Raw genomic sequence first — 24,782 nt, 5'->3', positions numbered from 1 at the left:
GAAAGTCTTGATTTGATTGGGTTCAGTGGCAATGGCCGCAAGCCGCCGGTTCCGCGGGCTCGGCTGCGAGGCCCGCCTCGGTCGCGCAGCGCATGCCCAGGCGATCCAGCAGCGCCCTGTCCTTCTCCGCCTGCGGATTGCTGGTCGTCAGCAGCTTGTCGCCATAGAACATCGAGTTGGCGCCGGCCAGGAAGCACATGGCCTGCAGGCTCTCGGGCATCTCCTCGCGGCCGGCCGACAGCCGCACCATCGCGCGCGGCATCGTGAGGCGGGCCACCGCGATCGTCCGCACGAACTCGAAGGGGTCGAGCGCGGCGGTGCCGGCCAGCGGCGTGCCTTCGACCTGGACCAGGTTGTTGATCGGCACCGACTCGGGATAGGGGTCCAGATTGGCCAGCTGCACGATCAGGCCGGCGCGCTGGCGGCGGGTCTCGCCCATGCCGACGATGCCGCCGGAGCAGACCTTCAGGCCGACACCGCGCACGCGGTCCAGCGTGTCGAGCCGGTCCTGGTAGGTGCGGGTCGTGATGATCTGGCCGTAGAACTCGGGGGCGGTGTCGAGGTTGTGGTTGTAATAGTCCAGGCCGGCCTCGCGCAGCTGCTCGGCCTGGCCGTCGGCCAGCATGCCGGCGGTCAAACAGGTCTCCAGGCCCATGGCCTTGACCTCGCGCACCATCTCGCCGATCTGCTCCAGATGGCGCTCCTTGGGCGCGCGCCAGGCCGCGCCCATGCAGAAGCGCGTCGCGCCATTGGCCTTGGCGGCGCGGGCCGCTTCCAGCACTTCATCGAGCGGCAGCAGCTTCTCGGCCTTCAGGCCGGTGTCGAAATGGGCCGACTGCGGGCAGTATTTGCAGTCCTCCTCGCAGCCGCCGGTCTTGATCGACAGCAGCGTGGAGAGCTGCACGGCGTTGGCATCGAAGTGCTCGCGGTGCACGGTCTGGGCGCGGAACAGCAGGTCGTTGAAGGGCAGCTCGAACAGGGCCGCGACTTCGTTGACGGTCCAGGGCTTGGCGTTGCGGCGGTCGGCGTCCGAGGTCGGCGTCAGGGTCTGGATCTGGTTCATAGGGGAAGTTCTTTGAGGTGCGCGGCCACGGCCGCGGGAGTCGGATCGGGAAGCCGGGGCACATGGCCCCAGCAAGGCGCTTGCAGACCCTGCTGCAGCGTCGCGAGATTGTCGGCCACATGGCCAAAAGCCGGGTCCACCGTGTTGGCCACCCAGCCGGCCAGCACGAGGCCGCGAGCGCGTATGGCTTCGGCCGTCAACAAGGCATGGTTGATGCAGCCCAGCCGCAGGCCGACGACCAGGACCACGGGCAGGGCCAGGTCCACCGCGAGGTCGGCGGTGTCCCAGGCCTCGGTGAGCGGTACGCGAAAGCCGCCGACACCCTCTACCAGAACCAGATCGGCCTTGGCGGCGCTGCTGCGAATCGCGGCCAGCAGGGCACCCCGCTCGATGCTGCGGCCCTCCAGCCGCGCGGCGATATGCGGGGCACAGGCGGCGCGAAGCTGCAGCGGGCCGACCTCGTCAAGACTCAGGCCCAGGGTCTGGGCGGCGTGCAGCTGGCTGACGTCCTCGTTGACCCAGCGCCCGTCCGCGTCCTGGCTCTGGCCGGCGGCCAGCGACTTGACCGGCGCGACGCGCCGGCCGGCCTGCTGCCAGGCATGGGTCAGGCCGGCCGTGATCGCAGTCTTGCCGATCTCGGTGTCGGTGCCGGTGATGAAGAAGCCCTTCATTGGATCGCCTCCGCCTCCAGCGCGGCCAGCAGGCGGTCGACATCGGCCGCCGTGTGCGTGGCGCACAAGGTGATGCGCAGCCGCGCCTCGCCTTTGGGCACGGTCGGCGGACGGATGCCGGGCACGCGCAGGCCCTGGGCCTCCAGCGCCGCCGCCAGCCGCATCACCTCGGCATTGCCGCCGATGATCAGCGGCTGCACGGGGGTGTCGGAGGCGGCCAGGCGCCAGTTCAGGCGCGGATGGCTCGCCAGCAAACGGGCCACGCCGCTGCGCAGTCGCGCCTGCAGATCGATCAGCGCAGCGCGGCGCTGCGCGCCGGTCTCGCCCTCGATCAGGTCCAGGCTGGCCTGCAGCGCATGGGCGATGGCCGGCGGCGAGGCGGTCGTGAAGATATAGCTGCGCGCGGCCTGCAGCAGGTACTGGATCACCGTCTCGTGAGCCGCGACGAAGGCGCCGGCCAGGCCAGCGGCCTTGCCCAGGGTGCCGACCACGATCAGCCGCTCGCTGCGCAGCTGGAAATGTTCCAGCGCGCCGCGCCCCCGCTCGCCGAGCACGCCGAAACCATGGGCATCGTCGACGATCAGCCAGGCATCGAATTCCTCGGCCAGGGCCAGCAGATCCGGCAGCGGCGCGATATCGCCGTCCATGCTGAACACCGCATCGCTGACGATCAGCTTGAGCTTGGCCGTGCTGGCCTGCAGTTGCGCGCGCAGCTCGGCCAGATCGACGTGGGCATAGCGTCGGGCCTGGGCCTTGGCGAGGCGGCAGCCATCGATCAAGGAGGCATGGTTCAGCGCATCCGAGAAGATCTCGGCGTCCGCATCACCGAGCGCGGTGATCACCGCCAGATTGGCCATATAGCCGGTGCAGAAGCCCAGCACCTGGGCCTGCGGGATATGCGGCTCGAACCAGCCAGCCAGCCGCTCTTCGAGCTGCTCGTGCGCGATCGAATGGCCGCTGATCAGATGCGAGGCGCCGGAGCCGCCGCCATAGATCTGCGCGCCCTCGGCCAGCGCCGCCGCCAGCCGGGGCTCGGCCGCCAGGCCCAGATAGTCATTGCTGCAGAACATCAGCAGCTCGCGCGTGAGGCCGTCGGCGCCGCGCACCAGCTGTTTCGCGGCGGTGGGGCTTTGCGCGGCGCGCAGGAAGCGGGTCAGGTCTTGCGCGGCGATCGCGGCCAGCTTGGTCTGCAGATGCTCAAGAAGCATGGCTGAGCACCTCATTCAAGGTGGCCTGCACGGCCTCGACAAGAAACTGCGCGGTGGGCGCGTCGATCAGATAGGGCGGCATCAGGTAGACGGTGTGGCCGATCGGGCGTATCAGCAGCTCATGGGCGCGCGCGGCCAAGTGGAAACGTTCGGCGAAACCGGCACCGGCATCGAGCACATCGAAGGCCAGCACCATGCCGCGCTGGCGCAGGTTGGCGATGCGGGCATCGCCGGCCAGCGGGGAGAAGAAAGCCTTGGCCAGCAGCGCCGCCTGCTCGCGGTTGCGTTCCAGCTGGCCGGCATCGAAACGGTCCAGCACCGCATTGGCCGCCGCGCAGGCCAGCGCATTGCCGGTATAGGAATGCGAGTGCAGAAAGCCGCGCGAGACGTCCTCGCTCCAGAAAGCCTGGTAGACCTCGTCCGTCGTCAGCACCAGGGACAGCGGCAGCGTGCCGCCGGTGATGCCTTTGGAGAGCAGCAGGAAGTCGGGCCAGGGCGCTGCGACTTGCTCCCAGGCAAAGAAGCTGCCGGTGCGCCCGCAGCCGACCGCGATCTCGTCGGCGATCAGGTGCACCTCGAACTCGCTGCACAGCGCGCGCAGGCCGCGCAGATAGGACGGCTCGTGCATCACCATGCCGGCTGCGCCCTGGATCAGCGGCTCGACGATGACGGCGGCGATATGGTCGTGGCGCGCTTCGAGCAGCGCCCGCATCGCGGCCAGCGCCTGGGCCTCATTGCCCAGGCGGCTGTCGGGCGATTCGACGATGTGGGCACGCATCAGCAGCGGGTCATAGGCGTCGCGGAAGATCGCCACATCGGTGACGGCCAGCGCGCCGATGGTCTCGCCGTGATAGCCATTCTTCAGGCAGACGAACTCGCGTTTCTCGGTGCGGCCGCGGTTGCGCCAGCTGTGAAAACTCTGCTTCAGCGCGATCTCGACCGCCGACGCCCCGTCGCTGCCGAAGCACACATGGCCAAGCGCTCCGCCGGTGCGCGCGCTCAGGCGCTCGGCCAGGCGCACCGCCGGCTCGTGGGTGCAGCCGGCCAGCATCACATGGGGCAAGGTGTCGAGCTGGGATTTGATCGCGGTGCTCAGCCCTGCATCGGAGTGGCCGAAGAGATTGACCCACCAGGAGGAGCAGGCATCGAAGTAGCGCCGGCCCTGGTGATCAAACAGCCAAGCGCCCTCGCCGCGCGCCATCGGCAGCGGCGGCAGCCTGGCGGCGCGCGCCATCTGCGTGCAGGGATGCCAGATGCTGCCGAGGCTGCGGCGCTGCCAGTCTTCTTGTACTGCCAAAGACATCGGAGTCAGTTCAGCCACGAGGGCTTGCTCTTGTTCAGAAAGCTCTGCACGCCCTCACGCCCCTCGGCGCTGGCGCGAATGTCGGCGATGCGGCGTGCGGTGTCGTCGCGCAGCGCCGGCGTGATCGGCTCATGGGCCAGGTCTTGCACCAGCTTCTTGCAGGCGCGCACGGCGGCCGGGCCGTTGGCGATCAAGGCCACCGACAAGGCATCGACCTTCTCGTCCAGCGTGTCGGCCGTCGCCAGCTCATGGACCAGGCCCAGGCGCTGCGCCTCGGTGGCCGAGAAGCGCTCGGCGGTGAGGAAATAGCGCCGCGAGGCCTGTTCGCCCAGGGCCCGCACGACGTAGGGGCCGATGGTGGCCGGCAGCAGGCCGAGCTTGGCCTCGGACAGGCAGAAGCCCGCCGTGTCGGCCGCGACGACGATGTCGCAGACCGACACCAGGCCGACGCCGCCGGCATAGACATCGCCCTGCACCCGCGCGATCACCGGCACCGGGCAGCTGTAGATGGTCCACAGCATCTCGGCCAGCAGGCGGGCGTCGGCATGGTTTTCGTCCCAGCTGAAGCCGGCCATGGACTTCATCCAGTTCAGGTCGGCGCCGGCGCAGAAGGCCTTGCCCTCGGCAGCCAGCACGATGGCGCGCAGCGTCGTGTCCTGCCCCAGGGCCGCAAAGGCCGCCGTCAGCTCGGCGATCAGGAGCTCGTTGAAAGCGTTCCGCACCTCGGGGCGGTTCAAGGTCACGCGCGCGACATGGCCTTCGCGGCGGATATGCAGGGTGTTCGTCATCATGGCTCTCCGAGTGTCTTGACCATCAGCACGCTGGCATAGGTCTTGCCATCCCATTGCACCTCGCCGACCTGGGTGTAGCCGCGCTTGGCATAGCGGCGCTGCAGATGCTCGGCCGGCTTGGCGGTGTCCAGCGCCACATGGGCAAAACCACGCTCGACGGCCCAGGCCTCGGCGGCATCCATCAGGCGCTCGCCCAGGCCCTGCCCTTGCAAAGCCGGGTCGACCGCGAACTGCGACAGGATGGCCGTGTCCTCGCGCAGATACCAGGGCGTGTCCAGGCTCCAGGCATCCTGCTCCGGGCGGTAGGGGCCGCGCATATTGACCGTGCCCACCAGTTGCCCAGCGGCCTCGGCCACCAGGCAGCCGCCGCCGGCCACCCGCTTGGCGGTCAGCTCGACACTCTGATCCACCGCAGTGAAGTTCCAGCCCTGCGCGCCCAGCGAGGCGTAGGCCTTGTGCAGCAAGGCGGTCAGGCGCTCGATCGAGTCGCTGGCGGCCAGCGGCCTGATCGTGATGTGCGTCGTCGTGTTCATCAATGGGTCCATACCTTGAGCCCGCGCCGCGCCTCCAGCGCGTCGAAGTCGCGGTCCTTGTGCAGCAGCGCGTAGTCGTTCTCTATGCAGAAGGCGGCCACCAGCACATCGATGCCGCTGCGCACCGTGTAGCCGCTGGCGCGCAGATCGCGGTAATGCTGGACGGCGGCCAGGGCCGTGTCTTCGCCGCCGCAGATCTCGATGCTGAGCCCCTGCATCAGCAGGCTGGCCTGGCGCAGATCACGCTCATGCCGGAAGCCGCGCAAGACCTCGAACAGCACCAGATCGGGCACGACGATGCGCACCTCGCCGTGGTCCAGCAGCTGGGCCAGCTGATCGACGGCCGGGTGCTCGGCCCCGGCGAAGAAGTCGATCCAGACGCTGGAATCAACGACCAGCACGGTTCTTCTTCCTCGGCACCGGCTCGCGCGCCACCAGCGCCCGAGCGGGTTCGGCAGCGGGCGCGCTCGTCCAGTCCACGCTGTCGTCGCCTTCCCACTGGAGCTTGCCGCGCCATTTGAGGATCTCGCGATAGGCCGACTGGCGCGCCAACAGACGCAAACCCGCCTCGACCGCCTCCTTCTTGGTCTTGAAGGGGCCGGCCTGCAAGGCCTTGGCCATCAAATCGTCATCAATCTCGATATTGGTGCGCATGATGTGTACCATCAGTAGATTTCACACACATCATACGCTTCACATCCGGAACACGCCGAACTTCGTCTCGGCAATCGGCGCATTCAGCGCCGCCGACAGTCCCAGGGCCAGCACGCGACGGGTGTCGGCCGGGTCGATCACGCCGTCGTCCCAGAGCCGCGCCGAGGCGTAATAAGGATGACCCTGGTCCTCGTACTGCTGGCGGATCGGTGCCTTGAAGGCCTCTTCTTCGTCGGAAGACCAGCTGCCGCCCTTGGCTTCGATGCCGTCGCGCTTGACCGTGGCCAGCACGCTGGCGGCCTGGTCGCCGCCCATCACCGAGATGCGCGCGTTGGGCCACATCCACAGGAAGCGCGGGCTGTAGGCGCGGCCGCACATGCCGTAATTGCCGGCCCCAAACGAGCCGCCGATGATGATGGTGAACTTGGGCACCGCAGCACAGGCCACCGCCGTCACCATCTTGGCGCCGGCGCGGGCGATGCCCTCGTTCTCGTACTTGCGGCCGACCATGAAGCCGGTGATGTTCTGCAGAAAGACCAGCGGGATCTTGCGCTGGCAGCACAGCTCGATGAAATGCGCGCCCTTGTTGGCGCTCTCGGCGAACAGGATGCCGTTGTTGGCGACGATGCCCACCGGCATGCCCTCGATATGGGCGAAGCCGCAGACCAGGGTCGCGCCGTAGCGGGCCTTGAACTCATCGAATTCCGACCCGTCGACGATGCGGGCGATCACCTCGCGGATGTCGAAGGGCTTGCGCGTGTCGGTCGGGATCACGCCATGCAGCTCGGCCGCATCGAACAGCGGCGTGCGCGGCGCCTGAGTCAGGAGCTGCCCTTGCTTGCGCCAGTTCAGCGCCGCCACCGACTGGCGCGCCAGCGCCAGCGCATGGGTGTCGTCATTGGCCAGGTGATCGGCCACGCCGGACAGCCGCGTGTGCACATCGCCGCCGCCCAGGTCCTCGGCCGTGACGACCTCGCCGGTCGCCGCCTTCACCAGCGGCGGGCCGCCCAGAAAGATCGTGCCCTGGTTCTTGACGATGATGGTCTCGTCGCTCATCGCCGGCACATAGGCGCCGCCGGCCGTGCAGCTGCCCATCACGACGGCGATCTGCGGCACGCCCTGGGCGCTCAGATTGGCCTGGTTGAAGAAGATCCGCCCGAAATGATCGCGGTCCGGGAACACCTCGTCCTGGTTGGGCAGATTGGCGCCGCCACTGTCGACCAGGTAGATGCAGGGCAGGCGGTTCTGCTGTGCGATCTCCTGCGCCCGCAGATGCTTCTTGACCGTGATCGGGTAATAGGTGCCGCCCTTGACGGTGGCGTCGTTGCAGACGATCAGGCATTCGACACCCGAGACCCGGCCGATGCCGGCGATCATGCCGCCGCCAGGCGCGGCGTTGTCATACATATTCAGGCCGGCCAGCGGCGCGATCTCCAGAAAGGGCGTGCCGGGGTCCAGCAGCATCTCGACCCGCTGGCGCGGCAGCAGCTTGCCCCGTGCGGTGTGCTTGGCGCGGGCCGCCTCGCCGCCGCCCTGGGCGATCTGCTCCAGGCGCTCGCTGAGATCGGCGATGACGCCGCGCATCGCCTCGGCATTGGCCTTGAAATCCGCCGAACGGGGGTTGAGCTTGGTGGTGAGGACGGCCATCGTGTCTCCAGAGCGGCCCGGCTCAGCACAAATTCTGAGTCAGGCTCAATTCATGTTTTTGCAGCTTCTTGAGCAGCTGCGAGAGCGCGAGAATAGTTCAGAGCGCGCAACCACGCAAGCAGGCTTGAGCTTTACTCAAGAATTGCGCACAATCGCGCCACGATGAGCACCGCCACCCTGCCCGCCCAACGCCGCGCCCCCGCCAGCGCCAAGGCCGAGCAGCGCGTGCGCGACATTCTGCGCGTCGGCCGCGCGGTGTTCGCTGAAGCAGGCTACGAGCGCACGACCACCACCGAGATCGCCCAGCGCCTGGGCATCTCCGAAGCCACCGTCTTCACCTATTTCCGCAGCAAGCGCGATCTGTGCATGCGGGTCATCGGCGACTGGTACGACGAGATCATCGGCGCCATCGAGACCGGCCTGCCGCGCGAGCAGCCGGTGCGCCAGCAGCTGGAGTTCGTCGTCCACACCCATCTGCGCCTGTTCCTGATCCAGGGCACGGGGCTGTGCGCGCTGGTGCTGTCGGAAGGCCGCACCAAGAGCGTCGCCGGCCAGGAGCTCGGCGAGGCCTTTGTCGCGCTGCAGCGCCGCTACACCGCGCCGCTGATGGACCTGCTGGCGCGCGGCCAGGCCAGCGGCGAGGTGCGCCGCGACATCTCCTTGCGCATGCTGCGCTCGCTGGTCTTCGGGCCGATGGAGCACATCCTCTGGGAAGCCATCACCGTGCAGCGCCCCATCGACATCGAGGCCAGCGCCCGCGATCTGGTGGCCCTGCTGTGGCCGGCGCTGCAGGCGCCGGATCAGGAGTTGCTGGCGCTGCGGCGGCTGCGGCAGGATTTGCAGGACGCGCTGGCCAAGGCCTGAACGGATGCCTCTCGGAAATAGGAAGGCCGGGCAAGCCCGGCCTTCCCGCTCATCCCGATCGACCGGCACGCCGGTCGATCAAGCCCTCATCACCAGAAGGTGTACTCGGCCGTCAGGCGCAGCATGCGGCCCTGCACATCCTCGCGGTCCTGCGGAATGATGCCGCCCACGCCAAAGGCGCGATAGTTGGTGGAAGGACGCTCGTCCAGCAGATTGCGCACATTGGCGCTCAGCTTGAGCGCCTTGGTGACGTCATAGCTGACGTTGTAGTCCAGCCGGGACTCCGGCGCCACGATGCACTGCGCCTCGGTCAGGCCCTTGGTCTTCGCGCAGTCGTCGACGGTCCAGGCCGGCGCATTGAAGTCATCATTCAAGAGGCGGCTGGACGTGAAGTGCAGGCTCAGGACCTGGCTGAACTTGCCCAGGTTGTGACTGACCGCCATCTTGGACTTCCAGCGCGGATAGTCATAGCGCCCGGCCAGATTGTCGCCATAGCCCTTGCGCGAAGCCACCCAGGCGCGGTACGAGATCACATAGGTGGCCTCGGCATCCAGGCCCAGCTTGCCGATCGGCGTGTTGCCCTGGGTCTTGAAACTCAGGTCCACGCCGCTGGTCTTGGTGCTGAACAGGTTCTCGAACTGCGCCACGACCGAGGCCAGGCGGCCCGCCGTCACGCCGTACTTGGCCCGGGCCGCAGCGTCGAAGTAGGCATCGTTCTCCAGTGGCAGGCGATTGACAACGCCGGGTGCCAGCGTGTCTTCAATGCTCAGCAGGTCATTGGTGCTCTTGCGGCCGATCTCGCTCTTGCGCTCGATGATCCAGTAGTCCGCCGTCAGCGCCACATCGCGGGCGGGCGAGAAGGCGGCACCGAAGGTCAGGCTCTTGCTGGTCTCGGGCTTCAGCTTGGGGTTGTGGGCCACGATGCTGGCCACGCCGACCCGGCACTCACCCGTCACGCTGTCCGCCTGCGCGGTAAGCAGCTGCTTGTTGCTGTCGCCAGCCGGCAAGGCCGCCGCCTGAGCCTTCAGATCGCGCGAGTAAGCGGTGGCCTGAGCGCAGCGCTTGGGATCGTTGACGTTGTTGTTGAAGGCAAACTTGGTCGAGGGGGCGTTCTCGGTCAGGTTGGGCGCACGGAAGCCGGTCTCCAGCGTGCCGCGCAGCAGCACCTCCTTGTTGGGCTGGAAGCGCAGGCTCAGCTTGGGCGAGACATGGGCGCTGAAGCCAGGGAACTTGTCGACGCGCGCGGCCGCCTGCATCTCCAGCTGCTTGCTCAGCGGCAGGCTGACTTCGCCGAACACCGCGCCATAGTTGCGGCTGGCATCGGCACGAACCGAGCCATAGCCGACGATGTCGCCGCGCTCCAGGCCACCACGCGGGCCGATGTTCACGTCCTCGCGACGCAGCTCGAAGCCGCTGGCGAAGCCGATGGCGCCGCCGGTCCACTGGCCCAGCTCGCCGCTCAGCTTGCCGTCCAGGAAGTACTGCTTGGTCGTGGCGCTGTAGCCGAAGACCGGGAACAGCTTGTTGAGCACTTCGGCGCTATTGACCTGACCGAGCTTGTAGCCATTGGGCTTGTTGAAGAAGTCGGCATCCAGCACCGGCTTGGTGTAGTCGCCGATCACCTCCTTGAACCCGGTGACGCTGAAAGAGCCGCGCTGGTCGGACGTGGTCTTGCCGCCCATCACACCGACGGCGGTCTCCCAGTCATAGCCAGCAAACGTCCCCTTCAGACCTGCCAGTGCGCGGTACTGGTCGGTCGTCGCCAACTTGCTGCTGCCCGCATCATTGAAGCGATAGCGGAACGCCGCTTCCGCGCCGGTGTTGTTCAACGGGTGGCCGGCCGGCAGGCCGCGCGGCGCGAAGGACTTCAGCCCATTGGTCTGAGGGTCGCCCCAGACCGTCGGCGCAATGCCGTCGCCATAGGCATCGTAGGCACTCTGGTAGCTGGTCTTGGTGCGCGAGAACAGCAGTTCGGAGAAGCCTTCCAGCGTGTCGCTGATCAACAGCCGGCCCGACACCAGGGCGGTGGCGCGGTCGGAAGCGGGCGTGGCCTCGAAGCGTTCATAACGGTCGTACTGGCACAGCCCCGAGATGACTTGCGTCGATGGGCAGTTCGTCGCCGGAACGAGGGCGATCTTGCCGTCGGCACCCCTGCGGCGGAAGTTGCCGGGCCAGGAGTAGGACGAGGGCGTCCCAAAGCCGGAGGAGTAGGCGCGGTAGGCCGGATTCACATCATCCAGCACCTCGTTCCACATCACGCCATTGCGGGTGTAGACGTCCAGATTGGCCAGCACATTGAAGCGGTCCTTGTTCAAACTGCCGAAGCCGCCGGTGATGGTGGCGCTGCGGTCGTTGAACTGCGAGTTCTTCAAAGAACTCTGCCCCGTCACCTTGGCGATCAGGCCTTCATAGTCGCTGCGCGTGACGATATTGATCACGCCGGCCACCGCATCCGAGCCGTAGATGGCCGCGCCGCCGGTCTTCAGGATCTCGATGCGCTCCACCGCTTCCAGCGGCAGGCTGTCGATATTGGTGAAGGTCTGGTTGTAGTCGGCCAGCGGATAGGGCGCGACGCGACGGAAGTTCAGCAGGGTCAGGGTCGACTGCTTGCCCAGATTGCGCAGCGATGCCGACGAAGCCCCGCCGGCAAAGCTGTTGCTGCCGCTCAGGTCGCTCAGGCTGGTGGTGCTGGCCGCCAGCTGCCTGATCAGCTCCTGCACCGTGGCGGCACCGGAGGCCTTGATCTCCTCGCGGCGCAGCACCTGCACCGGCGCGGCGCCCTCGGCATCCACCCGCTTGATGCGGCTGCCGGTCACCTCGACGCGCTCCAGCGCGGTGGGCTCGGCGGCGTGGGTATTGAAACAGGCCAGGGCACTGGCCATGGCGACTCCGGTCAGCGCCCATTGGGCCCGACGCTGGGTAGAACGAGACATTGTGAGATCCCCTCAGGGGCGGTCGGCACGACACCCGCAGGGCGCGTCCGTCGCCATATGATTGTTTGAAGTGTTGTGCCGTTCCCAGGCCCTCGAGGCGCCAGCCTTGAGGGCCTGAAAACGGGGGCCTCATTTTGTCAGCCGCATCAAAGCCAAGCCCTGGCCGGCCAGCGGATTGATGCACAGACACAACAAATTCAGCACAAACCCCTAGCCCCTGCGAGGCCGGCCACAATCGCGGGCAGCAGGCCCTGCGGTGGAGCCGAGGGTCAGGTCATCCACCAGGGTGGCAGCGAGAGGTGAGCAAACATGAAGCTGGCCGACGGCATACGCAAGCACGGGTTCAAGCGCTGGTACGAGCGCGAACTGTTGAGCGGCCATGCCCATCTGGTGCTGGCCTTTCTGAGCGCGATCGGCTTGATGGCAGCCTTCGAGGGCTTCTTCACCTTCCACAGCATGGCCGACAAGCTGATGGACGTGGTCAGCATCGCGCTGTGTGGCCTCGCCGGTGTCTGGGCGCTGCGCCGCTACCTCTATCTGCTGGCTCATGCCGAGCACATCGCCCATCAGGCCGAATGCCCCGGCTGCGGCAGCTATGCGCGCTTCGTGCTGGTGGGCGCCGACAGCCACGGGTTGCAGGTGCGCTGCCGCCAGTGCGAGCGCGTCTGGCCGATCAGCGAGTAAGCCGCCTTCCGATAACATCAGCCGACAAGAGCGCCGTCCGCGCGCTCGGGGGGCGCCAGATGACATCGCGAAGCGACACATGGCTATGGCCGGCGGCGGCAGCTGTGCTGGCCGCAGCGGCCTTGCCGCTGCAGGCACAGACGACCCAGGCCCACTGGAACTACCGCATCCAGCCGGGCGACACCTTGATCGGCCTGACCGAGAGCTATCTCGACGCCAAGCACAGCTGGCGTGATCTGCAGCGCCTCAACCAGGTGGCCGATCCGCTGAAGCTGCCACCCGGCGGCACGCTGCGCCTGCCGATTGCCTGGCTGCAGCGCGAGGCCAGCGTGGCCCGTGTGCTGTTCACCCAGGGCGAAGCCAGTCTGCTGCGCCCGCCCGGCCCGCCCGCCGCGCTGAGTGCCGGCACCGAGCTGCGCAGCGGCGACCAGCTGCGCACCGGCGCCCAGTCCTCGATCAGCCTGCGTTTTGTCGATGGCTCGCGCCTGCTGATCGCGCCGGACAGCCGCCTGACGCTGGAGCAGCTGCTGGTCTATGGCCGCAGCGCGCTGCCGGCCGTGCAGCTGCGCCTCGATCAGGGCGGCGCCGACAGCCGCGTCCAGCCCGATGCCGCGCAGCCGCCGCGCTACGAGATGCGCACGCCCAGCGTCAATCTGGGTGTGCGCGGCACCGAGTTCCGCGTGCAGCTGGGCACGGCCGGCCAGACCCGGGTTCAGGTGCTCAGCGGCGCGGTGGCCGCCGACCGGCAGACCTTGAAGGCCGGCCAGGGCGCGCTCGCCCAGCCCGGCCAGCCGACTGCCGTCCGGGCGCTGCTGGCCGCGCCGGCGCTGCAGGGCCCGCCGATCACGCTGAGCAGCCTGCCGCCCACACTGGCCTGGCAGCCGCTGGATGGCGCCAGCGCCTACCGCGCCCAGGTCTATGCCGAGGGCGACTTCGACCGCCTGCTGCTCGACGGCGTCTTCCCGACCCCGCAGGCCCGTTGGGCCGATCTGCCGGACGGCCGCTACACGCTGCGCGTGCGTGCAATCGACGCGCTGGGCCTTGAGGGCCAGGCCGCCGATGCCTTGTTCACGCTGAAGGCCCGCCCCGAGCCGCCGTTCAGCCGCGCCCCGGTCGCCGAGGCGGTGGTCTACGGCGACAAGCTGACGCTGAGCTGGACGCGCGCGCTGGCCGCCCAGCGCTACCGCCTGCAGGTCGCGGCCGGCGCCGACTTCGCCGAGCCGCTGCACGAGCGCAGCGACATCGCCGGCACCGAACAAGACCTGACCCTGCCACCGGGCCGCTACCACTGGCGACTGGCCAGCATCGCCGCGCCCGATGATGCCGGGCCGTTCGGGCCGGTGCAGAGCTTCACGCTGCGCCCGCTGCCGCCCAGCCCGGCCGTAGAGCCGCCCGAAGTTGGCGAGAAGGAGCTGCAGTTCCGCTGGCAGGCCGGCGAACCCGGGCAGCGCTACCAGCTGCAATGGGCTCGCGACCCCGATTTCAAGCAGGAGCTGCAGGAGCTCGTCGTCGACCAGCCGCAGGCCGCGCTGCCGCGCCCCGAGCCCGGCAGCTACTACCTGCGGGTGCGCACGCTGACGGCCGATGGCACCGCCGGTCCCTATGGCGGCACGCAGCAGTTCGAGGTCCCGCGCTCGCGCTGGCTCTGGCTGCTGCCGCTGAGTCTGCTGCTGCTGGCGCTTTGAGCCACCGGGCATCGCGGGCCGCCTGACCATGACCGGCCCACCCACACGCCTGTTCCGACCTCGCCTGGCCACCTGGCCGCTGCTGGGTCTGCCGCTGGCGGCCCTGCTGTGCCTGGGCACCGGCTACCGCCAGCTGGGCTATCCGCTGGACGATCTGCAGCTGCGCCTGAGCGCGCCCGAGCCGGCCAACGAGCAGGTGCTGCTGGTCGATATCGACGACGCCTCGCTGCGGGCGCTGCAGCCGCGCCTGGGCGGCTGGCCCTATTCGCGCGAGGTCTACGCGCTGGCGCTGGACTGGCTGCGCGAGGCCGGCGCCGAGCTGATCGTGTTCGACATCGTGTTCGGCGGCAACCGGCCCGGCGACGCCGAATTCGCGCGCGCGCTAGGCAAGCGGCCCGACACCGTGCTGGCGGCCGCCGGGCTGCAGCAGGCGGTGGAGATCGACCGGCAGGAGAGCTCGCTGCTGGCGCGCCTGTCGGTGCCGCTGGAACCGGCCACGCCGGCCATCGCCTGGCCGGCCCTGACCCTGCCCAGCGACAGCCTGCAGCCCCGCCATGTCGGCGTGATCACGGCGCCGCTGGACCCCGACGGCCGCCTGCGCCGCCTGCCGCTGCTGCACACGGCCCAGGGCCGGCTGCTGCCCTCGCTGCCGCTGGCAGCCCATCTGCGCCAGCAGGGCAGCGAGCGCTGGCAGCTGGACGCGGCGCAGCGGCGCCTGAGCGTCGGCGCACTGAGCTGGCCACTGGACGAGCAGGGCCGGCTGCGCCTGCGCCTGCCGGCGCAGCCCGATGCCCTGCCCCGGCTCGGCTGGACCGAGCTGATGGAGGCGGCGCTGGGCGCGCGCGACGACGCCGCGCTGCGCCAGCGCCTGCGCGGGCGCAGCGTCTTCATCGGCAGCAGCGCCTTCTTCGCCGATGCGGTGCTGACACCGCAGGGCCAGCTCTCGGGCACCCAGCTGCTGGCCGCCAGCTATGCGGCGATGGCGCGGCCCGAGGCCTGGCTGCGACCGGCGCCGCTGCCCTGGCAAGGCCTGCTGTGGCTGCTGGCCATGCTGCCGGCGCTGTGGACCGCCGGCAGCGGCCGGCCGCTGCTGAGCCGCCATGCGCTGGCCGCGGCCGGCGTGCTGCTGCTGCTGGCGGGCGCGGCCGCCTTGTCGCTGGAGCGGCAAGTCCTGACCCCTTTGCTGGGGCCGCTGACCGTGCTCGGTCTGGGCCTGGCGCTGACCGGCCTGGCCCAGCTGCGCTGGGAGCAGGTGCAGAACCGCCGCCTGCAGTACGAGCGCCAGGTCGCCGAAGCGGCCAACCAGGCCAAGAGCCAGTTCCTGGCCAATGTCAGCCACGAGATCCGCACCCCGATGAATGCGGTGCTGGGCATGGCCGAGCTGCTGGCCAAGACCGAGCTCAACCCCGAGCAGCGCCGCTATGTCGATGTGTTCCGCTCCTCGGGCCAGGCCTTGTTCGAGCTGATCAACGACCTGCTGGACATCTCCAAGATCGAGGCCGGCCGACTGAGCCTGGAGAGCGGCCGCTTCAGCCTGCGCGAGCTGGTCGAGCAGACGCTGGCGATGGTGCAGCACCGCGCCGCCGCCCAGGGCCTGACGCTGGAGCTGGACTTCGATGCCAGCGCCGAGGGCTGGGTGCAAGGCGATGCCAAACGGCTGGCCCAGGTGCTGCTGAACCTGATCGGCAATGCGATCAAGTTCACCCGCGAGGGCGGCATCAAGCTCAGCGCGCGGCGCGAGCCCGACGGGCTGCTGGTGATCGCGGTGCGCGACACCGGCATCGGCATCGCGCCGAGCAAGCACGAGCTGATCTTCCAGCCCTTCTCGCAGGCCGACGGCAGCGTCACGCGCTTCTTCGGCGGCACCGGCCTGGGGCTGTCGATCAGCCGCAGCCTGGTGCAGATGATGGGCGGGCGCATCTGGCTCGACAGCGAGCCCGGCCGCGGCTCCAGCTTCTTCATCGCGCTGCCGCTGCCGGCCGTGGCCGCCCCCGAGCCGGGCGCAGCCCCGGCCGCCAGCATGCCGCTGGCGCAGGCGGCGCCGCAGCACATCCTGCTGTGTGAGGACAACGAGGTCAATGTGATGGTCATCGAGGCCATGCTGCAGCCCTACGGCCACCACATCACGCTGGCCGAGAACGGCGCGCTGGGCCTGCAGCGCCTGCGCGAGCAGGCCTTCGATCTGGTGCTGATGGATGTGCAGATGCCCGGCATGGACGGTCACAGCGCGACCCGCGAGCTGCGCCGCCTGGAGGCCGAGCAGGGCTGGCCGCGCACGCCGGTGATCGCGCTGACGGCCCATGCCTTCGGCAGCGACACGCTGCGCAGCCTGGAGGCCGGCTGCGACGACCATCTGACCAAGCCGATCAGCCAGGCCGAGCTGCTGCAAGCCCTGGCGCGTCATGGCCGGCCGGCCGAGCAGCCGCCCCCCGGGCCGCGCCGGGCGGTGGCGGCCAAGTCGCCGCAGCTCGGATCGCTGGACGAGCGGCGCCTGAGCCATGCTCGCGTCTTCCTCGGCGCCTGGCGCAGCAGCTGGACCCTGGCCCGGGCCGGCGGCGATTTGCAGCAGTGCCTGCTGCTGGTGGCCGATCTGGCCAAGCTGGCCCAGGCGCTGGAGGCCGACGAGCTGGCCCGGGCCGCCCAGGCCCTGGGTCAGGTCTTGCCCGGCGACGAGGCGGCCCTGCTGGATGCCGCGCAGGCGCGCGTCGAGGCGGCGCTGACGCCGGTGCTGACGACGCTGGGGCCGGGCTGAGTCGCCCGCGTGCAAGCGCGGCGCAAACGGTGTAGGCTCGCCGCCACCTCCAGCCCTTCCTTCCCCGCAAGAGGAACATCCGATGATCAAGTTCACCGTCAACGGCAAGCCCGTTTCGCTCGACGCCGATCCCAACGAACCCCTGCTGTGGGCGCTGCGCGAAGACCTGCAGCTGACCGGCACCAAATTCGGCTGTGGCATGGCGCTGTGCGGCGCCTGCACCGTGCATCTGGATGGCCAACCGATCCGCTCCTGCTCGACCCCCATCTCGGCCGCCGCCGGCAAGAAGGTCACCACCATCGAGGGCATCGCTGCCAGCAAGACCGGCAAGGCCGTGCAGGCCGCCTGGGTCAAGATCGATGTGCCGCAGTGCGGCTACTGCCAGAGCGGCCAGATCATGAGCGCCTGTGCGCTACTGGCCGGCAAGAAAAAGCCCAGCGATGCCGATATCGACGGCGCGATGAGCGGCAACCTGTGCCGCTGCGGCACCTACAACCAGATCCGCGCCGCCATCCATGACGCCGCCGCTTCGCTGGCCAAGGGAGGCTGATCATGACCAGCACCAACCGCCGCGAATTTCTCCAGTCGGGTGCCGCGCTGAGCCTGGGCTTTGCCTTGCCCTTGCAGGGCGCCCGCGCCCAGGCCAGCAATACCTTCGCGCCCAATGCCTGGCTGCGCATCACGCCCGACAACAAGATCACCGTGATCTGCGGCTCGGCCGAGATGGGCCAGGGCGTGCTGACCGCGATCCCGATGCTGGTGGCCGAGGAACTGGACGCCGACTGGAGACTGGTCGGCGTCGAGCAGGCCCCGGTCGACCAGGCCTATAACAACCCGATGTTCGGCATGCAGGCCACCGGCGGCAGCACCACGGTGCGCGCCCACTGGCTGCCGGTACGCCAGGCCGGTGCGGCCGCGCGCGAGATGCTGGTGGCCGCCGCTGCGGCGCACTGGAAGGTCGAGCCGGCCGGCCTGCGCACCGAGGCCGGCCATGTGATCGGCGCCGGCGGCAAGAAGCTGGCCTATGGCGCACTGGTGGAAGCCGCCGCGCAGCAGCCGGTGCCGGCCAAGCCGACCCTGAAGGCCAGCAAGGACTTCAAGATCCTGGGCAAGCCGACACGCCGCCTGGACACGCCGGCCAAGGTCAATGGCACGGCCAAGTTCGGCATCGACGCCCAGGTCGAGGGCATGCTGGTCGCGGTGATGGCGCGCGCGCCGATTGCCGGCGCCAAGCCCAGGAGCATGGACGAGGCCAAGGCCCGCGCCATCAAGGGCGTGCAGCAGCTCATCACGATACCCGGCGGTGTCGCGGTGCTGGCCGATGGCTACTGGGCCGCCAAGCAGGGCCGCGATGCGCTCGCCGTGCAATGGGATATGGGCGCGCATGCCGAGCTGTCCAGCGCCAAGGTCAGCGCGATGCTGGCCGAGGCCGCCGACAAGGCCGGCGCGGTGGCCTTCGAGCAGGGCAGCGTCAAGGATGCGGTGGCCGCAAGCCCCGCAGGCAAGCTCAGCGCCACCTATGAAGTGCCCTATCTGGCCCACGCCTGCATGGAACCGCTGAACTGCCTGGCCTGGGTCAAAGGCGATGAGGTCACGATCTGGGCCGGCACGCAGAGCCAGGGGCCCGCGCAAGGCATTCTGGGCCAGGTGGCCCAGGTCACGCCGGCCAAGGTCAAGGTCAACACCTTGCTGCTGGGCGGGGGCTTCGGGCGCCGCTTCGCGCCCGACTTCGCCATCGACGCGGTGCTGCTGTCCAAGGCCAGCGGCCGGCCGGTCAAGCTGATCTACACCCGCGAAGACGATATGGCGGCCGGCTACTACCGCCCGGCCTCGCTGGTGCGCTTCGAAGCCGCGCTGGACGACAAGGGCCGGGCCACCGCGCTGCGCGCCGACATCGGCAGCCCCTCCATCATGGCGGCCTCGGGCTTTATGAAGATTCCGGAGAACGGCGTCGACGCGATGGCGGTCGAGGGTCTGGCCGACCAGCCTTACGACATCCCGAACCAGCGCATCGCCTACGGCCGCGCCGAGCCCGGCCCACAGGTCTGGTTCTGGCGCTCGGTGGGTCATTCGCAGAACGCCTTCTTCATCGAGAGCTTTGTCGACGAGCTGGCCGCTGCGGCCAAGGCCGACCCGCTGCAGTTCCGCCTGGCCCTGCTGGCCAAGAAGCCGCGCCACAAGGCCGTGCTGGAGGCGGCGGCGGCCAAGGCCGGCTGGGGCAAGCCGCTGGCCAAAGGGCGCTTTCGCGGCATCGCGGTGGCCGAGAGCTTCGGCAGCTATGTCGCCGAGGTCGCCGAGATCTCGGTGGGTGACGATGGCACGCCCAGGGTGCATCGCGTCGTCGCGGCCGTCGATTGCGGCCAGACCGTCAATCCGCTGACCATCGCGCGCCAGATCGAGGGCGGCATCGTCTACGGCCTGTCGGCCGCGCTGTACGGCAAGATCACCCACAAGGACGGCCGGGTCGAGCAGGGCAATTTCCACGACTACCCGGTGCTGCGCCTGAGCGAGATGCCCAAAGTCGAGGTCCATATCCTGCCCAGCCAGGAAGCGCCCGGCGGCATCGGCGAGCCCGGCACGCCGCCGATCGCGCCGGCCCTGGCCAATGCGATCTTCGCGGCCACCGGCAAGCGCATCCGCAGCCTGCCGATCGACACCGCGCTGCTGAAGAAGGCCTGATGTAGCGAGGCGCCTTCTTCATCGAGGCTTCATCGCGGTGGCGGCACAGTGGCCGCCACCATGCAGCGAGGAGCGTCGATGAAGCCCATCCCCACCACCCGCCGGACCGCCCTGGTGGCGGGTCTTGCCCTGCTGGCGGCCTGCGCCCAGGTCAGCCTGCAGGACGAGGCCATCACGGCACTGCGCATCGAGGGTCCGGTGGACCTGGTGCTGGACGCAAGCGCGGCCAAGAGCGAGCAGCTCAAGGGCTTGCGCCGTGCGCGCGAGGGCAACACCCTGGTGCTCAGCGCAGACCCCGGCCAGCGCGGCCGGCTGTCGGCGCGGCTGCCGCTGCCGGCGCGGCTGAGCCGGCTCAGCATCGCCGGCGGCGCCGATGTCGCGCTGCCCGAATTGCAGGCCGAGCTGATCAGCCTGGAGCTCAGCGGCAGCGGCCGGCTCAGCCTGGACCGGCTGCGGGCCCGCCAGCTGCTGATCGACATCAGCGGCTCGGGCGATCTGCGCCTGGGCCGGGTCGAGATCGGCGAACGCGCCGAGGCCAAGCTCGGCGGCTCCGGCGATCTGCATATCGAGCGCCTGCGCGCGCCGCACTGGCAGGCCAGCCTGCAGGGTTCGGGTGCGGTGCATGCGGCCGGCTGGGCTGCTCAGCAGCAGTGGCGCATCAGCGGCTCTGGCGGCGTGCAGGCCGGCGCACTGGACGGCCAGCATCTCGAGCTGGCCTGCTGGGGCAGCGGCGACAGCCAGCTGGGGCGCAGCGAGCGGCTGCTGCTGCGGCTGTATGGCTCGGGCGATGTGGCCTACGCCGGCGAGCCCGCGCTGCAACTGCGCCAGCTGGGCTCGGGCGGCGCGCGCTCGCGCGGGTCCTGAGCCGGGGCTTCAGGCCTCGGCGGGCTGCAGCGCCGCGCCGCGCACCGCCTCGATCAAGGCCTGCACCAGGGCCAGATCCTCGGGGCCCATCAGACCGGCCCGCATCAGCGAGGCACGCTCCAGCTCGCGCAAGCGCCAGGCGAACTCGCGCACCAGGGCCAGCACCTCCTGCTGCACCTCGGGATCGCGGCGCGCCAGCAGGCGCATCACATGCTCGGGCCCGTGCAGGTCCAGGCCCGCGCTGCTGAAGGACTGCTGCAGCTGGTCGATGCGCTGCCCGCACAGCGCCAGCATGCTGCGCAGCTCGGGCGAGCCCTCGCTCAGCCGCTCGCGCAGCTGCGGCCGGATCTCGCGAAAGCGCTGCAGCAGCTCCGACACCCGCAGCGCCTGCGGCAAGGCCGCCTCCAGGCTGCGATGCTCGTCGGCCAGATGGCCGCCGGCATCGCTGGCTCGGCCGGCGGCGCGCAAGGCCTCCAGCAGTGCCGGGCCGAACTCGCCCGGGATCAGGCGCGTCGCCACGCTGGCATGGGCCACCAGGCTGGACCCGCTCTCCAGCAGGCCCATCAGCCACTCGGCCGCCGCCAGCGCCTGGGCCTCGATGCCGAACTGCTCGCCGGCCAACCCGCGCGGGTAGCCGAAGCCATCGAGCCGCTCGTGGTGGCTGAGCACCAGCTCGGCCAGCGCCGGCCCTGCGCCGTCCATGCCTTGCAAGACCCGCTGGCCGACCAGCGGATGGGTGACGATGTGCTTCCACTGTTCGGCCTGCAGCGGCGTGTCGCGGCGCAGATAGGCGGGGTCGATATAGAGCTCGCCGACGTCGTGCACCAGGCCGGCCAGCGCGAGCCGGCGCTGGGCCTCGATGTCGCCGCCGAGCAGGCGCCGCGCCAGCGCCCGCGCCATCAGGGCCACGCCCACCGCATGGCGCAGCCGATCGGCGCCGCCATCGGCATAGACGCTCAGCAGCAATTGCAGCGGGACGCTCAGGCGCAGCCGGGTCAGCGCCAGCGGCACCGCCGGCTCGGCACCGCACAAGGCGCGCAGCAGCGGGTAGTCGTCCAGCAGGGCCGCCGCCACCGGGCCGAAGCGCTCCGGCGTCAGGCCGCCCTCGACCCGCAGGCAGTCCTCCAGCGGCTTCGCCAGCTTGTGCTGCAGCAGGCGCTCACGCGTCGCCTCGTCCAGCTTCGCGCCCTTGGCCAGCAGCTTCTGGCCGCTGCCGCTGACAATATCCTCGCTGGCCTCGACGCCGCTGCGCCCGGCGCTGACCATCACATGGTCGAGGTAGTGCGGGTTGACCGTCGCGCTGTCCATGAGCCGCTCCCTGATGGTCCTGGCCGCCCATTGTGGCGGCGCCCGGCCGCCAAAGTCCAGGGCCTCAGCCGGCTTCGGTGGCCGGCGTGTAGCCCGCCTCGCTGAGCGCCCGGGCCAGCACCTCGCGGCCCAGCTCGCTGCCGATGCGCACGCGCCGGGCCTCGCGTTCGAACTCCAGCGTCGCCGCAGCGTCCAGCTCCTTGACGGTCTCGGTGACGGTGGCGACGCAATGGCCGCAAGTCATATCGGGCAGATGGAATTGATGCATGGTGCTGGTACTCCTGTGGATGGGGGATGTCGGCAGCTTAAAGTCTGCCATCGTGGCAAGGTCAAGCCCAATTTGAGGCTTGACCTTCCCATAATGGCAAGCTCCAGACTGCCCTCATGAACACCATCACCACCCTGCCCATCAGCGGCATGAGCTGCGCGTCCTGCGTCGGCCGTGTCGAAAAAGCCCTGCGCGCGGTTGCCGGCGTCAGCCGGGCCGAGGTCAACCTGGCCAGCGAGGCAGCGACCGTCGCCGGCCCGGCCGGGCTGGACGCGCTGCGCGCGGCCATCGAGAAGGCCGGCTACGGGCTGCGGACACAAGACCTGACCCTGACCATCACCGGCATGAGCTGTGCCTCCTGCGTCGGCCGGGTCGAGAAGGCCTTGCGCAAGCAGCCGGGCGTGCTGAGCGCCGAGGTCAACCTGGCCACCGAGACCGCCAGCGTGCGCCTGCTGGCCGGCCAGTCAACCGAGGCGCTGCTGCAGGCCGTCGCCAAGGCCGGCTACAGCGCGGCATTGAAGGAGGATGCCGCGGGCGAGGCCAGGCCGGCCTGGGCGCACAGCGGCTGGCCGGTGCTGATCGCGGCGCTGCTCTCGGCCCCGCTGGTCGTGCCGATGCTGGGCATGCTGGCGGGCCGGCACTGGATGATTGATGGCTGGCTGCAGCTGCTGCTGAGCGCGCCGGTGCAGTTCTGGCTGGGCGCGCGCTTCTACAAGGCCGGCTGGGCCGCTGCCCGGGCCGGCAGCGGCAATATGGACCTGCTGGTGGCGCTGGGCACCAGCGCGGCCTTCGGCCTGAGCCTCTACCACCTGCTGGGGGGTGCCTCGGCCCATGCGTTGTACTTCGAGTCCTCGGCCGTCGTGATCACCTTGGTGCTCTTGGGCAAGTGGCTGGAAGCGCGCGCCAAGCGCCAGACCACGGCGGCGATCCGTGCGCTGCAGGCGCTGCAGCCACAGACCGCCCGCGTCATCCGAGACGGCCGCGAGCAGGAGCTGCCGCTGGCCGCGCTGCGCCTGGGCGATGAGCTGATCGTGCGGCCCGGCGAGCGCATCCCGGTCGACGGCGAGCTGCTGGAGGGCCGCAGCCAGGTCGACGAGTCGCTGATCACCGGCGAGAGCCTGCCGGTGGACAAGCAGCCCGGCGCGCGGCTGACGGGCGGCAGCGTCAACGGCGAGGGCCTGCTGCGCCTGCGCTGCAGCGCGCTGGGCGCCGAGTCGACGCTGGCCCGCATCGCCCGCATGGTCGAGGACGCGCAAGGCCACAAGGCGCCGATCCAGCGCCTGGTCGACCAGGTCAGCGCCATCTTCGTGCCGGTGGTGCTGGTGATCGCGCTGATCACGCTGCTGGGCTGGGGACTCGGTATCGGCGACTGGGGGCAGGCCTGGCTCAACGCGGTCGCGGTGCTGGTGATCGCCTGCCCCTGTGCGCTGGGTCTGGCCACACCGGCCGCCATCATGGCCGGCACCGGTGTCGCCGCCCGCCACGGCATCCTGATCAAGGACGCCCAGGCGCTGGAACAGGCGCACCGGCTGCAGCTGGTGGCGCTGGACAAGACCGGCACCCTGACCGAAGGCCGGCCGCAGCTGATCGCGGCCGAGGGGGCGCCGGAGCTGCTGCGCTGGGCCGCCGCGCTGCAGGCGGGCAGCGAGCATCCGCTGGCGCATGCGGTGATGAATGCCGCACATGAGGCGGCGCAAGACCTGGTCCTGCCGGAGAGCAGCGCGCTGCGCGCGGTGGCCGGGCGCGGCGTCCAGGCCCGCGTCGAGCAGCAAGACCTGGCCCTGGGCAGCGGCCGCTGGATGCAGGAGCTGGGCGTCGACCTGGGCCCGCAGCAGGCCCGTGCCTCCGCCTTACAGGCCGAGGGCCGCACTGTGTCCTGGCTGGCGGCGATCGGCGATCAGCCGCGGCTGATCGGCCTGCTGGCCTTCGGCGATGCCTTGAAGCCCCAGGCCGCCGTCGCCGTGCAGCGCCTGCAGGCGCTGGGCATACGCACCCTGCTGCTCAGCGGCGACAACGCCGGCAGCGCCCAGGCGGTGGCCAAGACACTGGGCATCGACGAGCTGCGCGCCGAGCTGCTGCCCGAGGACAAGGCCCGCATCATCGCGCAACTGAAGGCCCAGGGCCGGCATGTCGCGATGGTCGGCGACGGCATCAACGACGCACCGGCGCTGGCGGCCGCCGACGTCGGCATGGCCATGGCCACCGGCACCGAGGTCGCGATGGCGGCGGCCGGCATCACGCTGATGCGCGGCAACCCGGCCCTGGTCGCCGATGCGATCGATATCTCCAAGCGTACCTACGCCAAGATCCGGCAGAACCTGTTCTGGGCCTTCGCCTACAACGTCGTCGGCATCCCGCTGGCGGCGCTGGGCTATCTGAACCCGGTGATCGCCGGTGCGGCAATGGCGCTGTCCAGCGTCTCGGTGCTGGGCAATGCGCTGCTGCTGAAGCGCTGGAAGGGCCTGGCGACATGAGCACGCTGTTCAATATCGGCGAGGCGGCCGCGCGTTCGGGCGTCTCGGCCAAGATGCTGCGGCACTACGAGTCGCTGGGCCTGCTGCCTCAGGTCGCGCGCACCGAGGCCGGCTACCGGCTCTATTCGGACAAGGAGGTGCACACGCTGCGCTTCATACGCCGCGCCCGCGATCTGGGCTTCTCGATCGCCGAGATCACCGAGCTGCTCAAGCTCTGGCAGAACCGCCGGCGCGCCAGCAGCGAGGTCAAGCGCATCGCGCTGGCCCATGTGGCCGACCTGGACCGCCGCCTGGCCGAGATGACGGCGATGAAGCGCAGCCTGGAGGCCTTGGCCAGCTGCTGCCATGGCGACGAGCGGCCCGACTGTCCCATCCTCGACGGTCTGTCTGAGGCATGATCG

The 24,782-nt window shown here is 69.7% G+C and carries 21 protein-coding genes; 9 read left to right on the top strand and 12 right to left on the bottom strand.

Annotation, left to right across the window (positions count from 1 at the left end; genetic code table 11):
* Positions 1–22 precede the first annotated feature (22 nt).
* Genes bioB through ABGI63_RS10945 form a run of 9 tightly spaced genes read right to left on the bottom strand, consistent with a single transcriptional unit; the run spans position 23 to position 7,870 of the window.
* Positions 23–1,063, bottom strand: coding sequence for a biotin synthase BioB (bioB, locus tag ABGI63_RS10985; RefSeq protein WP_349742470.1), 1,041 nt, complete (start codon positions 1,061–1,063; stop codon positions 23–25).
* On the bottom strand, positions 1,060–1,734 hold the full coding sequence (gene bioD / locus ABGI63_RS10980; protein WP_349742469.1) for a dethiobiotin synthase: 675 nt from the start codon (positions 1,732–1,734) through the stop codon (positions 1,060–1,062). The genes bioB and bioD overlap by 4 nt, the downstream gene beginning before the upstream one ends.
* On the bottom strand, positions 1,731–2,942 hold the full coding sequence (gene bioF, locus ABGI63_RS10975) for an 8-amino-7-oxononanoate synthase (RefSeq protein WP_349742468.1): 1,212 nt from the start codon (positions 2,940–2,942) through the stop codon (positions 1,731–1,733). The genes bioD and bioF overlap by 4 nt, the downstream gene beginning before the upstream one ends.
* Positions 2,932–4,245, bottom strand: coding sequence for an adenosylmethionine--8-amino-7-oxononanoate transaminase (gene bioA, locus ABGI63_RS10970; protein ID WP_349742467.1), 1,314 nt, complete (start codon positions 4,243–4,245; stop codon positions 2,932–2,934). The genes bioF and bioA overlap by 11 nt, the downstream gene beginning before the upstream one ends.
* A 5-nt stretch (positions 4,246–4,250) precedes the next feature.
* On the bottom strand, positions 4,251–5,036 hold the full coding sequence (locus ABGI63_RS10965) for an enoyl-CoA hydratase/isomerase family protein (protein ID WP_137941352.1): 786 nt from the start codon (positions 5,034–5,036) through the stop codon (positions 4,251–4,253).
* Positions 5,033–5,569 carry a GNAT family N-acetyltransferase gene (locus tag ABGI63_RS10960; RefSeq protein WP_349742466.1) on the bottom strand — a complete coding sequence of 179 codons (537 nt, stop codon included), beginning with the start codon at positions 5,567–5,569 and terminating at the stop codon, positions 5,033–5,035. Before ABGI63_RS10960 ends, ABGI63_RS10965 begins: the two co-directional genes overlap by 4 nt.
* A complete protein-coding gene (vapC, locus tag ABGI63_RS10955; protein WP_349742465.1) occupies positions 5,569–5,970 on the bottom strand; it encodes a type II toxin-antitoxin system VapC family toxin in 402 nt (133 codons plus the stop codon). The genes ABGI63_RS10960 and vapC overlap by 1 nt, the downstream gene beginning before the upstream one ends.
* Positions 5,957–6,223, bottom strand: coding sequence for a type II toxin-antitoxin system VapB family antitoxin (locus ABGI63_RS10950; protein WP_349742464.1), 267 nt, complete (start codon positions 6,221–6,223; stop codon positions 5,957–5,959). The genes vapC and ABGI63_RS10950 overlap by 14 nt, the downstream gene beginning before the upstream one ends.
* A 39-nt stretch (positions 6,224–6,262) precedes the next feature.
* Positions 6,263–7,870, bottom strand: a complete 1,608-nt coding sequence (locus ABGI63_RS10945) for a carboxyl transferase domain-containing protein (RefSeq protein WP_349742463.1) — start codon at positions 7,868–7,870, stop codon at positions 6,263–6,265.
* 162 nt (positions 7,871–8,032) lie between these two features.
* On the opposite strand from ABGI63_RS10945, the gene ABGI63_RS10940 reads away from it, so the two are divergent.
* A complete protein-coding gene (locus tag ABGI63_RS10940; RefSeq protein WP_349742462.1) occupies positions 8,033–8,734 on the top strand; it encodes a TetR/AcrR family transcriptional regulator in 702 nt (233 codons plus the stop codon).
* 89 nt (positions 8,735–8,823) lie between these two features.
* On the opposite strand, the gene ABGI63_RS10935 is transcribed toward ABGI63_RS10940, so the two are convergent.
* A complete protein-coding gene (locus tag ABGI63_RS10935; protein WP_349742461.1) occupies positions 8,824–11,667 on the bottom strand; it encodes a TonB-dependent receptor domain-containing protein in 2,844 nt (947 codons plus the stop codon).
* Positions 11,668–11,976: 309 nt separating this feature from the next.
* On the opposite strand from ABGI63_RS10935, the gene ABGI63_RS10930 reads away from it, so the two are divergent.
* The 6 genes from ABGI63_RS10930 to ABGI63_RS10905 all read left to right on the top strand — a co-directional run bounded on the left by ABGI63_RS10930 (position 11,977) and on the right by ABGI63_RS10905 (position 20,331).
* Positions 11,977–12,351: a hypothetical protein gene (locus tag ABGI63_RS10930; RefSeq protein ID WP_349742460.1), complete on the top strand. Its 375-nt coding sequence runs from the start codon at positions 11,977–11,979 to the stop codon at positions 12,349–12,351.
* A 59-nt stretch (positions 12,352–12,410) separates the two neighbouring features.
* Positions 12,411–14,036, top strand: coding sequence for a FecR family protein (locus ABGI63_RS10925; protein WP_349742459.1), 1,626 nt, complete (start codon positions 12,411–12,413; stop codon positions 14,034–14,036).
* A gap of 28 nt (positions 14,037–14,064) precedes the next feature.
* Entirely contained in the window at positions 14,065–16,788 is a 2,724-nt protein-coding gene (locus ABGI63_RS10920) for a CHASE2 domain-containing protein (RefSeq protein WP_349742458.1), read from the top strand.
* 82 nt (positions 16,789–16,870) lie between these two features.
* Complete coding sequence (locus ABGI63_RS10915) at positions 16,871–17,338, top strand: (2Fe-2S)-binding protein (protein WP_349742457.1); 468 nt, start codon at positions 16,871–16,873, stop codon at positions 17,336–17,338.
* A gap of 2 nt (positions 17,339–17,340) precedes the next feature.
* Positions 17,341–19,467 carry a xanthine dehydrogenase family protein molybdopterin-binding subunit gene (locus tag ABGI63_RS10910; RefSeq protein WP_349742456.1) on the top strand — a complete coding sequence of 709 codons (2,127 nt, stop codon included), beginning with the start codon at positions 17,341–17,343 and terminating at the stop codon, positions 19,465–19,467.
* A gap of 78 nt (positions 19,468–19,545) precedes the next feature.
* Positions 19,546–20,331: a GIN domain-containing protein gene (locus tag ABGI63_RS10905; RefSeq protein ID WP_349742455.1), complete on the top strand. Its 786-nt coding sequence runs from the start codon at positions 19,546–19,548 to the stop codon at positions 20,329–20,331.
* Between the two features lie 9 nt (positions 20,332–20,340).
* Here the strand turns inward: ABGI63_RS10905 and ABGI63_RS10900 are convergent, their stop codons facing one another.
* Positions 20,341–21,639, bottom strand: a complete 1,299-nt coding sequence (locus tag ABGI63_RS10900; protein ID WP_349742454.1) for an HD-GYP domain-containing protein — start codon at positions 21,637–21,639, stop codon at positions 20,341–20,343.
* Between the two features lie 64 nt (positions 21,640–21,703).
* Positions 21,704–21,907 carry a heavy-metal-associated domain-containing protein gene (locus ABGI63_RS10895; protein ID WP_349742453.1) on the bottom strand — a complete coding sequence of 68 codons (204 nt, stop codon included), beginning with the start codon at positions 21,905–21,907 and terminating at the stop codon, positions 21,704–21,706.
* Between the two features lie 116 nt (positions 21,908–22,023).
* Between ABGI63_RS10895 and ABGI63_RS10890 the strand changes: the two genes are divergently transcribed.
* Complete coding sequence (locus ABGI63_RS10890) at positions 22,024–24,381, top strand: heavy metal translocating P-type ATPase (RefSeq protein ID WP_349742452.1); 2,358 nt, start codon at positions 22,024–22,026, stop codon at positions 24,379–24,381.
* Complete coding sequence (gene cueR, locus ABGI63_RS10885) at positions 24,378–24,779, top strand: Cu(I)-responsive transcriptional regulator (RefSeq protein WP_137941337.1); 402 nt, start codon at positions 24,378–24,380, stop codon at positions 24,777–24,779. Before ABGI63_RS10890 ends, cueR begins: the two co-directional genes overlap by 4 nt.
* Positions 24,780–24,782: the final 3 nt, after the last annotated feature.

Source organism: Roseateles cavernae (assembly GCF_040187885.1).
GTDB lineage: Bacteria > Pseudomonadota > Gammaproteobacteria > Burkholderiales > Burkholderiaceae_C > Roseateles_E > Roseateles_E cavernae.
Note: the sequence above shows the minus strand (reverse complement) of the source record. Positions and strands in the feature narration are given on the sequence as shown.

Coding starts and splice junctions, on each gene's coding strand:
- bioB (WP_349742470.1), bottom strand. CDS start 1,063: ATGAACCAGATCCAGACCCTGACGCCGACCTCGGACGCCGACCGCCGC.
- bioD (WP_349742469.1), bottom strand. CDS start 1,734: ATGAAGGGCTTCTTCATCACCGGCACCGACACCGAGATCGGCAAGACT.
- bioF (WP_349742468.1), bottom strand. CDS start 2,942: ATGCTTCTTGAGCATCTGCAGACCAAGCTGGCCGCGATCGCCGCGCAA.
- bioA (WP_349742467.1), bottom strand. CDS start 4,245: ATGTCTTTGGCAGTACAAGAAGACTGGCAGCGCCGCAGCCTCGGCAGC.
- ABGI63_RS10965 (WP_137941352.1), bottom strand. CDS start 5,036: ATGATGACGAACACCCTGCATATCCGCCGCGAAGGCCATGTCGCGCGC.
- ABGI63_RS10960 (WP_349742466.1), bottom strand. CDS start 5,569: ATGAACACGACGACGCACATCACGATCAGGCCGCTGGCCGCCAGCGAC.
- ABGI63_RS10950 (WP_349742464.1), bottom strand. CDS start 6,223: ATGCGCACCAATATCGAGATTGATGACGATTTGATGGCCAAGGCCTTG.
- ABGI63_RS10945 (WP_349742463.1), bottom strand. CDS start 7,870: ATGGCCGTCCTCACCACCAAGCTCAACCCCCGTTCGGCGGATTTCAAG.
- ABGI63_RS10940 (WP_349742462.1), top strand. CDS start 8,033: ATGAGCACCGCCACCCTGCCCGCCCAACGCCGCGCCCCCGCCAGCGCC.
- ABGI63_RS10935 (WP_349742461.1), bottom strand. CDS start 11,667: ATGTCTCGTTCTACCCAGCGTCGGGCCCAATGGGCGCTGACCGGAGTC.
- ABGI63_RS10930 (WP_349742460.1), top strand. CDS start 11,977: ATGAAGCTGGCCGACGGCATACGCAAGCACGGGTTCAAGCGCTGGTAC.
- ABGI63_RS10925 (WP_349742459.1), top strand. CDS start 12,411: ATGACATCGCGAAGCGACACATGGCTATGGCCGGCGGCGGCAGCTGTG.
- ABGI63_RS10920 (WP_349742458.1), top strand. CDS start 14,065: ATGACCGGCCCACCCACACGCCTGTTCCGACCTCGCCTGGCCACCTGG.
- ABGI63_RS10915 (WP_349742457.1), top strand. CDS start 16,871: ATGATCAAGTTCACCGTCAACGGCAAGCCCGTTTCGCTCGACGCCGAT.
- ABGI63_RS10910 (WP_349742456.1), top strand. CDS start 17,341: ATGACCAGCACCAACCGCCGCGAATTTCTCCAGTCGGGTGCCGCGCTG.
- ABGI63_RS10905 (WP_349742455.1), top strand. CDS start 19,546: ATGAAGCCCATCCCCACCACCCGCCGGACCGCCCTGGTGGCGGGTCTT.
- ABGI63_RS10900 (WP_349742454.1), bottom strand. CDS start 21,639: ATGGACAGCGCGACGGTCAACCCGCACTACCTCGACCATGTGATGGTC.
- ABGI63_RS10895 (WP_349742453.1), bottom strand. CDS start 21,907: ATGCATCAATTCCATCTGCCCGATATGACTTGCGGCCATTGCGTCGCC.
- ABGI63_RS10890 (WP_349742452.1), top strand. CDS start 22,024: ATGAACACCATCACCACCCTGCCCATCAGCGGCATGAGCTGCGCGTCC.
- cueR (WP_137941337.1), top strand. CDS start 24,378: ATGAGCACGCTGTTCAATATCGGCGAGGCGGCCGCGCGTTCGGGCGTC.